Annotated in this window: 12 protein-coding genes and 2 pseudogenes; 11 read left to right on the forward strand and 3 right to left on the reverse strand. The window is 62.9% G+C overall.

Features of this window, described 5'->3' with window-relative positions:
- The 11 genes and pseudogenes from AC0L2C_RS14695 to AC0L2C_RS14745 form a co-directional block, all read left to right on the forward strand.
- Positions 1 to 204 (forward strand): annotated as a pseudogene (locus AC0L2C_RS14695) (ABC transporter substrate-binding protein); the annotation flags it as partial.
- 31 nt (positions 205 to 235) lie between these two features.
- Positions 236 to 1,114, forward strand: a complete 879-nt coding sequence (locus AC0L2C_RS14700; protein WP_473523662.1) for an ABC transporter permease — start codon at positions 236 to 238, stop codon at positions 1,112 to 1,114.
- Positions 1,090 to 1,836, forward strand: coding sequence for an ABC transporter ATP-binding protein (locus AC0L2C_RS14705; protein ID WP_473523663.1), 747 nt, complete (start codon positions 1,090 to 1,092; stop codon positions 1,834 to 1,836). Before AC0L2C_RS14700 ends, AC0L2C_RS14705 begins: the two co-directional genes overlap by 25 nt.
- Positions 1,837 to 1,885: 49 nt before the next feature.
- Complete coding sequence (locus tag AC0L2C_RS14710) at positions 1,886 to 3,229, forward strand: LLM class flavin-dependent oxidoreductase (protein WP_473523664.1); 1,344 nt, start codon at positions 1,886 to 1,888, stop codon at positions 3,227 to 3,229.
- A gap of 389 nt (positions 3,230 to 3,618) precedes the next feature.
- Positions 3,619 to 4,572, forward strand: coding sequence for a sulfonate ABC transporter substrate-binding protein (locus tag AC0L2C_RS14715; RefSeq protein WP_473523665.1), 954 nt, complete (start codon positions 3,619 to 3,621; stop codon positions 4,570 to 4,572).
- Between the two features lie 86 nt (positions 4,573 to 4,658).
- Positions 4,659 to 4,919 (forward strand): annotated as a pseudogene (locus tag AC0L2C_RS14720) (alkanesulfonate monooxygenase); the annotation flags it as partial.
- 2 nt (positions 4,920 to 4,921) lie between these two features.
- Positions 4,922 to 5,740 (forward strand): aliphatic sulfonate ABC transporter permease SsuC, encoded by an 819-nt coding sequence (gene ssuC, locus AC0L2C_RS14725; protein WP_473523666.1) that lies wholly within the window; start codon positions 4,922 to 4,924, stop codon positions 5,738 to 5,740.
- 14 nt (positions 5,741 to 5,754) lie between these two features.
- Positions 5,755 to 6,513 (forward strand): ATP-binding cassette domain-containing protein, encoded by a 759-nt coding sequence (locus AC0L2C_RS14730; RefSeq protein ID WP_473523667.1) that lies wholly within the window; start codon positions 5,755 to 5,757, stop codon positions 6,511 to 6,513.
- A gap of 45 nt (positions 6,514 to 6,558) precedes the next feature.
- A complete protein-coding gene (locus tag AC0L2C_RS14735; protein WP_473523668.1) occupies positions 6,559 to 8,361 on the forward strand; it encodes a vanadium-dependent haloperoxidase in 1,803 nt (600 codons plus the stop codon).
- Positions 8,362 to 9,102: 741 nt separating this feature from the next.
- Positions 9,103 to 9,552, forward strand: coding sequence for an RrF2 family transcriptional regulator (locus AC0L2C_RS14740; protein ID WP_473523669.1), 450 nt, complete (start codon positions 9,103 to 9,105; stop codon positions 9,550 to 9,552).
- 28 nt (positions 9,553 to 9,580) lie between these two features.
- The gene (locus AC0L2C_RS14745) at positions 9,581 to 10,921 is read left to right on the forward strand and encodes an FAD/NAD(P)-binding protein (RefSeq protein ID WP_473523670.1); all 1,341 of its coding nucleotides are present in this window, start codon (positions 9,581 to 9,583) and stop codon (positions 10,919 to 10,921) included.
- A gap of 36 nt (positions 10,922 to 10,957) precedes the next feature.
- Here the strand turns inward: AC0L2C_RS14745 and AC0L2C_RS14750 are convergent, their stop codons facing one another.
- The 3 genes from AC0L2C_RS14750 to AC0L2C_RS14760 form a co-directional block, all read right to left on the reverse strand.
- The gene (locus tag AC0L2C_RS14750) at positions 10,958 to 11,647 is read right to left on the reverse strand and encodes an LLM class flavin-dependent oxidoreductase (protein ID WP_473523671.1); all 690 of its coding nucleotides are present in this window, start codon (positions 11,645 to 11,647) and stop codon (positions 10,958 to 10,960) included.
- Positions 11,590 to 11,895, reverse strand: coding sequence for a hypothetical protein (locus AC0L2C_RS14755; RefSeq protein WP_473523672.1), 306 nt, complete (start codon positions 11,893 to 11,895; stop codon positions 11,590 to 11,592). Before AC0L2C_RS14755 ends, AC0L2C_RS14750 begins: the two co-directional genes overlap by 58 nt.
- A gap of 445 nt (positions 11,896 to 12,340) precedes the next feature.
- Complete coding sequence (locus AC0L2C_RS14760) at positions 12,341 to 12,847, reverse strand: flavin reductase family protein (protein WP_473523673.1); 507 nt, start codon at positions 12,845 to 12,847, stop codon at positions 12,341 to 12,343.
- Positions 12,848 to 12,859 lie beyond the last annotated feature (12 nt).

Genomic DNA, 12,859 nt, shown 5'->3' on the forward strand with positions numbered 1-12,859 from the left:
GGCCTCAACACAGAAGATGGCCAGTATCTGGTCGACGCTGATGGTCGGTTCGACATCCCCTCCGACTGGAACGACGTGATCGTGCGCCAGCAGGCGACGATCGATCTTTTGGCCAAGGAGTTGAACAAGCCCGCGATCAAGGCCGAGGACCTGTTCGACAGGCGCTTCGAGGCGATCGCCACAAACGCGCTGAACGCCTCCTGACGCCTGCTTCCCGAGACCGGAGACGACACCGATGAATGCATTCTCCAACACCGCCGCAGTTGCCCCCAACATTCCCTACCCATCGGATGAAAGGGTGCTGATTTCGCCTGCGGCCGAGCCCCGCAAGACCGGGACAAGGCGACTCGCACTTGGGCGGACGATCCCGTTTGGCGCGCTGATCGGGCCTGCACTTCTTCTTGTGATCTGGTCCATCGGCAGTATCGCCGGCCTGATCGATCCTAGAACGCTGCCGGCGCCTTGGTCGGTTGTCGGCACCGCCATCGATCTCATCGCCGAAGAGAAGCTTCAGCATCATTTGATGACGTCTGCCTGGCGGGCAGCACAGGGGCTGGTGTTCGGTGTCCTGATCGGGACCATCCTTGCTCTCATTTCAGGTTTGTCGCGGCTTGGCGAGGCCATCATCGACGGCCCCGTTCAGATCAAGCGGGCGATACCGACGCTCGCTCTGATCCCGCTGCTGATGCTGTGGTTCGGCATCGGCGAGGGCATGAAAGTAACGGCCATCGCGCTGGCTGTCCTGGTCCCGATCTATATCCAGACCCACAGCAGCTTGCGCAGCATAGACAGCCGTTATGTCGAACTGGCCCAAACCTTGCGAATGGGCTACGGCGAATTCATCCGCCAGGTCATCCTGCCCGGCGCCCTTCCAGGGTTCTTCCTTGGCCTGCGTTTTGCGGTGACCTATGCCTGGCTGTCTCTGGTGGTGGTCGAACAGGTCAATGCCACCAGCGGCATCGGCTACATGATCGATCTCGCACGCAACTACGGCCAGACCGACATCATCATCGTAGGCCTCGTCGTCTACGCGTTGCTCGGGCTCGTCTCCGACGGCATCGTCCGCTTCTTCCAGGAAAGGTCCCTGTCATGGCGCCGCACCTTGGCGGATTGAGCGGCGTGCCCGTGGTGCGGGTCGAGAGCCTTGTGAGACGTTTCGGGCCGCGAACCATCCTCGACGGCCTCAGCCTCGACATCGAGAAGGGGGAGTTCGTCGCCCTTCTCGGCCGTAGCGGGTCGGGCAAGAGTACATTGTTGCGCGCTCTCGCCGATCTCGACGACAAAGTCTCCGGCTCCGGCAGACTCGAAACACCGGACAAGAAATCGGTGGTGTTCCAGGATGCCCGACTGTTGCCATGGAAACGAGTGCTGGAGAATGTGGTTCTTGGCCTCGACCTGCCAGACGCCGCCGAACGCGGACGGGTGGCTCTGGAAGAGGTGGGCCTGAGCGGCCGCGAGAACGCATGGCCGGTCGAACTCTCTGGTGGCGAGCAGCAGCGGGTGGCATTGGCGCGCTCGCTGGTTCGTGATCCTGAGCTGCTGCTCGCGGACGAGCCGTTCGGCGCACTGGACGCGCTGACCCGCCTGCGCATGCACGATCTGCTGCGCCAGCTCTGCGCCCGTCACCAGCCGGCCGTGCTGCTGGTCACCCATGACGTGGACGAAGCCGTGACGCTGGCGGACCGGGTTCTGGTGCTCGACAATGGCGGGATCGCCGCCGACATCGCAATCGATGTTCCCACGCCACGCGATCACGGTGATCGCCGCTTCGGCGAGACCCGCTCCGAACTTCTGCGTCATCTCGGCGTCGAGACAAAGCCTGTGCTGCCCGTCTGAACGGCCCCCAAGACCTATCGCTCAGCATCACCACCCAGGAGGACGAACTATGCCCGCCGAAAAACGACAGTTGAACCTCAACCTCTTCATCTATCCTGGCGGCCACCATGAAGCCGGCTGGCGCTACAAGGATTCCGCCCCCGAGAGAGTGCTGGATATCGCCTATTATCAGGAACTGGCGAAAAAGGCCGAGGCAAGCAAGTTCGACGCGCTGTTCTTTGCCGATGGGCCCGCGCTTGCCGACAACATTCGCTATGCAAGCCGCTTCAGGCTGGAGCCGCTGACATGGATTTCGGCGCTCGCAGCTGTGACGGAACGCATCGGCTTCATCGCCACGGCTTCGACCACCTACAACGAACCCTACAATCTGGCCCGGCTGTTTGCTTCGGTCGATCATCTGAGCGGCGGGCGCGCCGGCTGGAACATCGTCACGACGGGCGATGCGTCCGCAGCGTTGAATTTCGGTTTTGACCGACATCCGACTCACGCCGACCGTTACGAGCGCGCCAGCGAATTCGTTGATGTGGTGACGAAGCTCTGGGACAGTTGGGAGGACGACGCACTCGTCTCGGACCGGCAGTCCGGAATCTTTGCCGACACCGACAAGATCCACCCAATCAACCACATCGGCAAATTTCATCGGGTGAAGGGACCCCTCACGCTTCCGCGCTCGCCGCAGGGCCGTCCGGTCTACGTCCAGGCAGGTTCGTCGCAAGACGGACGGTCATTCGCGAGCCGCTATGAGGCGATATTTACGGCACATCAGACACTCGGCAACGCGCAGGAATTTTATGCTGACATCAAAGCGCGGGTGAAGTCGGTTGGCCGCAACCCTGACCACGTCAAGGTCTTGCCCGGCATCAGCCCCTTCATCGGCTCCACCGAGGCGGAAGCCCGCGCGCTGCATGAGGAGTTCAACGATCTGACGCAGCCGGAATATTCTCTTCACGAGCTACGCCGCATCGTAGACGTCGACCTTTCCAGCTACGATCTGGACGGGCCATTTCCGCGCGAGCTTATCCGCATCGAGGGCGAGCGTGGTGCGAGCAGCCGCTTCCACGTCGTCCTCGACGTCATCGAGCGCGAGAATCCAACCATCCGCCAGTTGCTCCACCGCCTCGCCGGGGCGCGCGGCCATTGGGTCCAGGCCGGAACGCCCGAACAGATCGCCGACAATATCCAGGAATGGTTCGACAATGGTGCCGCGGACGGCTTCAATATCATGCCGCCCTATCTGCAGGGCGGGTTCGACACATTCGCCGAGGAGGTGGTGCCGATCTTGCGCAAGCGCGGACTTTTCCGGCACGACTATGACGGGCAAACGCTGAGGGACCATTTCGGTTTGCCGCGCCCGGAAAATACGTTCAGCCGGCCACAAAAGGCGACCGCCTGAGCCACCTTCGCATCGGGCATTCGACCTAAAAGCGATACGCCAACATTATGATGGTTTGTGGGGCCGCCACGGAGACCCGCGCGATCATGACAGTCGTCTTTTCCGCGTATCGCAACCCGTCTGCCGGCACAGGCTCCGAGCATGTCTGAATCATCGGGATCGGCTGCCACACTTAAGTGGGCCAGGTTCTTCCGCAGCTCTCGCTCGGTAGGGCAATCATTCTCTAATGTCTATAAAGTTAGTTGAATATTCTTTGAGAGCATTTCTTTGGCTCGATAGGCTCAATCGATCGGGCAATTCCGACGGCGCTTCACAGATTCCCGCACCGCGCGACGCTGTTCGTGCCCGCTGATCAAAGTTCGACCGACTTGGAGAAGGAGTCCGATTTGATGAATGCGTTCACACGATATCTCGCAAAGATCACGCTTGCCGGCAGCATCGCCCTGAGCATGGCAGCGGCGGCAGCCCACGCCGAGGACAAGGTCGTCCGGATAGGCTTCCAGAAGTACGGCACACTCATTCTCCTGAAGACCAAGGGCCTGCTCGAGGAGAAGCTGAAGCCGCAAGGCTACACGGTTGAGTGGACCGAGTTTCCGGCAGGTCCGCAACTTCTGGAAGCGCTAAACGTCGGATCGATCGATTTCGGAACAACCGGCGAGGCGCCGCCGATCTTCGCGCAGGCCGCCGGCGCACCGCTGGTCTATGTCGGCTATGAACCGCCGGCGCCGGAAGCCGAGGCGATCCTCGTTCCGCAGGACAGCCCGCTCAAGACACTGGCCGACCTGAAGGGCAAGAAGGTCGCATTGAACAAGGGATCCAATGTCCACTACCTGCTGGTCAAGGCGCTGGAGAAAGCGGGGCTGGCCTACACGGACATTGAGGTCAACTTCCTGCCGCCGGCCGATGCCCGCGCCGCCTTCGAGAAGCAGGCTGTCGATGCCTGGGTTATCTGGGAGCCGTTCCTGGCGGCCGCGGAGGCGGCAACTGGCGCACGGCAGCTGGCGAACGGCAGTGGCGTCGTGGACAACCACGAATTCTATCTCGCCTCCCGCAACTTCCTCGATGCCCACCCTGACGTGGTCGACACGATCGTCGCGTCGCTCGGCGAGGTCGATACGTGGATCAACGCCAACCGCAGCGACGTGGCCGAACAGTTCTCGCCGGCGCTCGGCATTCCTGCCGATATCCTCGAAGTCGCCGTCGAACGGCGGACGTACGGCTTGAAGCCGATCACGCCGCAGGTGGTAGCCGCTCAGCAGAAGATCGCCGACGTTTTTCATCAACTTGGCCTGATCCCGCATTCGATCTCGATCGGCGACGCCGTAAGGAAGCCGCGGTCGTGAACGTTGCTGCCAAGCTCACCCCCGACCGCGTGAACGTCCTGTGGTCCTGCCGACCCACGGGATACCTCAGCACCGCGGTCGGCTGCCGAGGCGGTGCGGGGACCGCCCTCGTCGGCTCGCCCGATGAAGTGACGGCGCCCATGAACGAATATCGCTCCATCGGGATCGATACGTTCATCCTGTCCGGCGACCCGCATCTGAAAGAGGCATACCGCTTCGCCGAACTCGTCTTTCCACTGCTGCCGCTGGCGCACGCGCCGGAGAGGCCCGAGCTCGCGGTCAACACGGGTCCGTTCGGCGAGACGATCGCCAACGAGATCCGTCCGGCCGCAAGAAAGGCGCCCTGAGCATGGCCGGGCCATCGCGCCTTCGTGGCACCGGCGCAGCGGCGCTCAGGACGCTGGCGTCTTGGACACTCCCGCTCGTGCTGCTGCTCGTCTGGGAGATCGCCTCGCGAAGCGGCGTACTGTCGACGCGCCTCCTGCCGGCGCCGAGCGCGGTGGCGATCGCCTTCTGGGAGAGCATTCGCAACGGCACGCTTCTCACCCATGCAACAATATCGACCGAGCGCGCGCTGAAGGGCCTGCTCATCGGCGGTGGCATCGGTTTCGTGCTGGGAGTCCTCGCCGGGATATCGCGGGCGGCCGAGACCGTGTTCGACTCGTCAATGCAGATGCTCCGCAACGTGCCGCATCTCGCCATCATCCCGCTCGTCATCCTCTGGTTCGGGATCGGTGAGGAAGCGAAGATCTTCCTCGTGGCGATCGGGACCGCGTTTCCGCTCTACCTCAATACCTTTCACGGCATCCGCACTGTCGATCCGAAACTGATCGAGATGGCGCGTGTCTACGGGCTCGGTCCCGCGCCCCTGTTCTGGCGGGTGATCCTGCCGGGCGCCATGCCGTCGATTCTTGTCGGCCTTCGTTTCTCGCTCGGCCTCATGTGGCTCACCCTCATCGTGGCCGAGACGATCTCAGCGTCCTCGGGCATCGGCTACATGACGATGAACGCGCGCGAGTTCCTGCAGACCGACGTCGTCGTCCTCGGCATCCTCGTCTACGCGCTGCTCGGCAAGCTCGCCGATTTCATCACACGGCTGCTCGAGGCGCGCGCTCTTGCTTGGCACGCCACGTATCGCTCCACCGCCACCAGGGAGGCAACGTCGTGAGAGAATCTGCGACCGTGCTGCGGCTGCACAAGGACCCGCCGCGCGGTCAGGACGCGCCGTCACTGCGCGGGCAGGACATCCGGCTTGATCGCTTGTCCAAATCCTTCGGAGACAGAAGCGTCCTGTCCGACCTCGATCTGGTCATTCCTGCCGGACAGCTGCTGGCGATTGTCGGCCGCTCCGGCTGTGGCAAGTCCACGCTCCTTCGCCTGATCGCGGGACTCGATCGTCCGACGAGCGGAACGATTGCCGTCGGCGACGCCTCGGTCCAGACGCTGCAGCCGAACGTGCGCCTTCTCTTCCAGGACGCGCGGCTGCTGCCCTGGCATCGTGTCCTGAGCAATGTCGGTATCGCACGCACGAAGGACTGGCGCGAGACTGCAGCAGCAGCCCTCGCCGATGTCGGGCTTGCCGATCGGTGGAACGACTGGCCTGCCGTCCTGTCCGGCGGTCAGGCTCAACGCGTCGCTCTCGCCAGGGCTCTGGTGAGCCGACCGGGGATACTGCTGCTCGACGAGCCGTTCGGCGCTCTCGATGCGTTAACGCGTATGGAGATGCACCGTCTGCTCGAGCGCATCTGGCGCGAGCATGGTTTCACGACGGTGCTCATCACCCACGACGTCGCTGAAGCGGTCGCACTTGCGGACCGCGTGCTCGTCATTCGCGATGGCGGCATAACCCTCGACTTGCGGATTGATCTTCCTCGGCCACGACGCGAGGGAGCCGACATTGCGGCCGTCGCTCTGCAGGCACGAATTCTCGAACGGGTATAGGCGCGACCGTCAATCCGAGCAGCGCCTCGGCAAGGAGATCGCAACATGTACAAGGAACGCGGATCAGAAGGCGAAAGTCAGACCGGGCGTGTGACGCCGGCACCGCAGGGGGCACATATCCTTGACGGTGGCCGCCGCCGCTTTCTTGGCGCAGCCGGAGGCGTTGCGGCGATAGCGGTGGCGGGCTTGCCTCCCCTCGCAGTCGCCGTCGGGCCCACCCGAGCGCATGCTGGCGAGGAGGTTCCAGGGGATGCCAATCTGGCGTTCCGCAAGCACTCATTTGTCGTGCGAAGCGCTGCAGCGGACGCGGATTTCGCGGTGGCGATTGCGCCGCATCCGGTCAATGGCGACGAGCAGAAATATCCGAACCTCATCGGCTCCGACACGCGCGGCCTGCCGCATGACGAACGCGGCGAGGTCGACCGCACGGCCTTCGACGCAACGTTGAAGGCCTATGCCTCGGGCGATCCGACCGACTTCGAGGCGATACCGCTCGGCGGCAAGCGCAAGCAGCTCAATCCGATCGGCTCCCTCGCCGTGAACCTGGCAGGCTGCGTCGGCCCGCAGTTCGCGATCCCGCCGGCGCCCGCGCTCGACAGCGCAACGCGCGCGAGCGAAGCTGTCGAGCTCTACTGGCAGTCGCTGCTGCGCGACGTTCCGCTGTCGGAGCTGACGAACGACACCAAGAACAAGGACGTGCTCGCCGCGGTCGACGAGTTGAACAAGCTTGCCGCCTTCGAGGGCCCGCGCAAGGACGGTGGCATCACGCCGGAGACGCTGTTCCGCGGGACGGCGCTCTACGTTAACCCGGCCGATCCGTCCGGGCGAACCGGGCGCTATGTCTCGCCGCCCGGCACGCTGGTTGGTCCTTACATTTCCCAGTTTCTACTCAAGGATGCCCCTTACGGCAGCCAGCTCATCCCGGCGTGCATCCGCACCGCCGCGGCCGGGACCGATTTCCTGACCGGCTATGACGAGTGGCTCGCTATCCAGAATGGCATTCCGCCTGCGAAGCCGACCAGCTTCGACCCGACGCCGCGCTACATCGCGACCGGCCGCGACCTCGCCGAATACGTGCACAACAATCCGGCGGCCTTCTGGTCGGCTGCCTTGCTGCTCGGCGTCGGACCCGACAAGGCCAATGCCGAGTACGGAGGCTTCGGGATTCCGTTCAGCAAATCCAATCCGTACCTGAAGTCGAAAACCCAGACCGGCGGGTACGGGACGTTCGGCCTGCCCTACGCGCAGAGCCTGCTGCCGGTGACCGCATCGCTCGCGATCCGCGTCGCCTACTGGCAGAAGTTCTACGTCCACCGCGCCTTGCGGCCGGAAGCCTATGGCGGGCTGATCCACCACCGCGTTGCCAACAAGGTAGATGCCTATCCCGTCCACGGCGACGTCCTGAATTCGGCCGCTTTGGCACGAAGTGTCGGCAAGTTCGGCACCCACCTTCTCTCCCACGTCTATCCGGAAGGTGCGCCGATCCACGCCAGCTATCCCGGCGGGGCGGCCCAGATCGCTGCGTCCAACGTGACGATCCTCAAGGCGCTCTTCGATGAGGACGCCGTCATCGCCAATCCGGTCCAGCCCGACCCGAAAGACCCGACGAAGCTCGTCCCCTACCAGGGCGAGCAGTTGACCTTCGGCGGCGAGCTCAACAAGCTCGCCTGGAACTACGGCGTCGGGCGCAACTGGGCCGGTATCCACTGGCGCTCAGATTTCTCGGCGTCGCTGGCGCTCGGAGAAGCGCTTGCGATCAGCGTGCTGCGCAACGAGCGGCAAACATATCGCGAGCCGTTCGAGAAATTCGCGTTCACCCGCTTCGACGGGACGAAGGCCGAGGTATGATATTTCAGGCGCAGCAAGCTTCGTGACTTGCTGCGATGGCCGTTAGCAGGAGAACTTGCACAAAAAAAGCCGGGCCAAAACTGGCCCGGCAAATGTGCAGGTCAAACCTCCAGAGGGGAACACCAGCTGGCACGAATGGGAGGAAAACCGCCAGCTGATGGATTATCAATGCACTGGTCCAAGGCGCTTCGCTACGAATGAAATGTCAAAATCCCGCAATCTTGCGAAAAGTTGTGCTAGCGCCGTACTGCGCCCACCGGGATTTTCCGTATCGAAGTCCGACGATGCGTTCGGCCCTGTGGAGCAAGCGCCCAAGCCCCACCGCGTCATGCCGCGGTGGGCTGGATCACAGAGCCCATCTGCTGGCCAGCCGGAAGCCAGCTTCGCCGGCTTTTCGGGTTCTTTGCCGCGCTTTGCAATCCGACTTCGTTCTATGCGAGCGATCACGAATTTGCGGTCGGGTTTCCGGCCGACCCCGTGGCGAAGGAGCGCATCGAGCCGGCGGGCGCACAACTGGCCGCATTGTTGTTGCAGCGTCGCCCAGTCCTGTCTTGGAAGTTCAACATCCGAGCAGCGACGGTGACCTGAAAAACAAGGAAAAATCAACGTTTGTCGGGTTGTATATAATGTCACTAGAATTTATGTGTCATGCACGGCCGGGCGCGGTGGGGACGAACCGAGGAGCCAGGCGATCCCAACAAGTGGCAGTCCGCTGCCGCACGCCAGGACGACGCTCGTCAAATGCTCACCAGAAAAGGCAAGTACGGCCTCAAGGCGCTGGTGCATCTCGCGCATCTGCCGACCGGACAACTCGCTTTCGTCAACGACATCGCGACCAGCAACAACATTCCGAAAAAGTTTCTCGACGCCATTCTCGGCGAGCTTCGCAATGCCGGGTTCGTACAGAGCCGGAAGGGAAAGGAAGGCGGATATCGCTTGGCGCGTCCAGCCATGGATATCAAGGTCGGCCATGTCGTGCGTGTTCTCGACGGGCCCTTGGCGCCCATCCCTTGTGCGAGCCGCACGCGCTACGCGCGTTGCGAAGATTGCGATGAGGCGACATGCCAAGTCCGTCACATGATGCTGGAAGTGCGGCACGCAATCGCCGAGGTTCTGGACAACCGCAGTCTCGCCGAGATGCGGGACGCCGCGAACAACGATCTTGCCGCAACCCTGAAACATCAGGCCTGATTTCGGCGTCCCGCTACAGGCGGCGCTCATGACGGAGCGCAGCCGCAGCTCCATCATCATTGTCGGCGGGGGCGCTAGCGGCGTCATCCTAGCTGGACATCTTCTGCGTTCTCCAGATCCGAGGCTGCGGGTCACGCTGGTCGAAAAGCGCGCGGCATTCGGTCCTGGCATTGCCTATTCAACATTGCTGCCGGATCACCTGCTCAATTTAAGCGCGATGGGCATGAGTGCGCTTGCGGACGACCCGGAGCATTTCTGGCGCTGGCTGCAAGACAAAGGACTGGCGAAGGAGGAAGACACCCCAATCTATGCGCCGCGCAGCGTCTATGGCCTCTACCTCCAGGAGCTTCTCGTGGAAATCGCCGAGCGTGAACGGACCCGACTCCGTCTCGTTCAGGAAGAAGGCATCTTGATCTCGCCCACTCCCGCCGGCGTGGAGCTGCGGCTGGCGAATGGAACGAGCATCGTCGGACATGTCGCGGTGCTCGCGGCCGGGCATGACGAAGAGCCTGCATCGGAGCAGGACTTTGCAGTTCGCATCGGCTCGGCCAAAGACACGCCTATCGATCCGGATTCCCGCGTGCTCATTGTGGGCACCGGGCTCAGCATGGTCGACGCCTGGCTTACCTTGCAGCATCGCGGCCATCGCGGCGAAGTCGCCGCCGTGTCCCGGCGCGGACTGTTGCCTTCGCCGCACCAGAAGGGCACCCCGATTAGGCTGGACAGCGCAGATATCCTGCTCGGCACCGAGCTTTCCTACTTTGTCGGCTGGTTCCGCGACCTCGTCCGCGCAACCGAGAAGGCCGGCGGCAACTGGCGCGACGTCGTCGACGGACTAAGGCCCTACAATCAGCGAATCTGGCAAAGTTGGCCGGTGAGCGCAAAGCGCCGCTTTGTCGCGCACACCAAGGCGTGGTGGGATATCCACCGCCACCGGATGGCGCCGGAGATCCATGCAAGAATAAGCGAAGCGGTGCGGTCGGGCCGGCTCCGGCTCATTGCCGGCCGGGTTCTGGGTATCCATCGGGAAGGTCGAACACTGACGGTCAATCTGCAACTTCGGCAGTCGCAGGCGTTGGAAAACCTGGACGTCGCCATCGCCTACGACTGCACCGGGATCGTCAAGGACGTCTCGACCGGGTCGATCGCCGTCGTCCGCTCGCTCACCGATCGCGGGCTCGCGCGTCCGGACCCGCTTCGGCTCGGCCTCGACGTGACTGCGAACTGCGCCGTAATCGATGTGGACGGCGCGCCCTCCGACAAGCTGTTCGCCATCGGTCCGCTCACCCGCGGCACATTCTTCGAAATCGACGCCATCCCCGACATCCGGATCCAGTGCGCGCGATTGGCTGACCAACTGGCTGGATAGGCGGCTTCGAATCGCCTCGGAGCAGCGGGAGGACACTCAAGCGCGGGGCCGTCTGCCCATCGCCGATGTCCCAGACAGCCCCGGCGCGGGCGTTATGGCCCGTTTTCCTTGCGCAGTGATGGCGCTACCCGGGCCCAATCGACCAATCGTCTCCGGATCGTAGGGGCCGATCACCATGAATTCCGAGACGCCGGCTTCGGCATAAGCGATCAAGGAAAGCGCCGACTGCGCGGGAAAACTAGGCACGTGCACCGCGTCCGCGCGGCTGACCGGCCGGTCGCGCGTGAAGCTCACGGGCATTGCGAAACGGATCTTCCCGGACCTTCCGTACTGGGCCGCTGCGGCGCGCACGCGCTCAATCAGCCTCCGCACATCCTCAGGTGCGCCGGGCGCCAGTTCGAATATGTCGGCATGCCGGCCGGCGACCTTCAGGGAGGTCCCGGAAAGCCCGCTCATCCGGATCGGTATTTCGAGGCCGCGCAGACCCTTGTTCGGAACGAACCCGCCACGGACTCTGTAGAACGGCCCCTCATGGTCGAACGGCTTGTCATTCGACCACAGTCTCTTCAACAGCCTCAAATATTCGTCCGTCCGCTGGCAGGTCGCGATATGGCTAGCATGCGAATCTGTAGCGCCGCCGTCTTCGACAGCGCCGTCGGCCAGAATTCTTAGAGCCAGGCGGCCTCCGCTGGCGGCATCGAGCGACGCCAGCTGGCGTGCCGCCACCGTCGGTGCGACGACCCCGCCCAATGTGTAAGAACAATCTGAAGCGACGAGGTCAACGCCGCCGCGTTGGCCGCAAGATCGAAGTTGCTCAAGAGGCCGGCGGCGCCATCGATCACGACGCTTTGAAACCCCGCATCCTCAACTTGTGCGAGGGCTGCCGCGGATGCCTGCGGATCAAAAAAGAACGGCTTGGCTGCAGAACGATCGTTCGGATGGGTACCGGGGACGAAAGTGAACTCGATGGACATTGCATCTCCTCCTTCGTTCAGGGGTTCCGCCACGGTCGGCGAAAAGATCGGATCCTGCTCTCCGCGATTAAAGGGAAAGTCGCTCAGGGGATGAGCCCAAGCACAATAGCGGACACGACTCCGAACGAGAGTACAAAAGCCGCGTACGCGGCCATCTTGGTTGAGGCGCCCACGGGCGCCGTCACGCTGCCTGGTCGTGTTGCTCTCTTGCGAGTGTTCGCGGCATGGACATAGGTCATATCATCCTCCACGCATTAGTCTATAAAGTAGTAGACTTTGTCGATTGCGAATTTTGGTTGGGGTGTAGGAAATGGTTCTGCGGAAGCGTCGCTCGGCGGAAACTTTCTCTACGTAGCGCATAGGACTTCGCGCTGCTGCCATCGGTCAGCAGATCAGGACATCAACATCAAAGTAGGTTGCGGCCCGGAACGTCACACGTCGGCACTCACGACGATCCATATGCGCCGTGATGATAGATCAATGCCGGGCCCGGCTCTCCGCTCGCCACATACCGGACGCTGCCGAGGATCAGAGCGTGGCTGTGGCGGACGATCATGTCTTCGACCGCGCAGTCGACGGCGGCAAGCGCACCGTCGAGCGCCAACGCGCCGGTCGCAAGGCTAAGCCAGCGAGCCCCCTCGTAACGCTCCATCCCCTTCAGGCCGCCGCGTCCGGCGAAGCGATCGGCAATCGCGACTTGGTCGGCTCGAAGCACGTTCACGCAGAAATGCCTATGCCGCCTGATTGCTGCCCAGGTTGACGAGTTCAGGTTGATGCTGACGACCATCACCTCCGGCTCGACGGACAGTGAGTGGGCGGTGGTAACGGTTGCGCCCGTCCTTTCGTCGCCAATACCTGCGGTAACCACGGACACGGCTCCGGCCAGGTGCCGCATGGCAGATTTCAGGGGGATCCGGGTTTCAATCTGGGGAACGCGCTCGGTCAGTGTCATCTGGCTTAGCCT

Source organism: Mesorhizobium sp. WSM4845, from assembly GCF_055811455.1.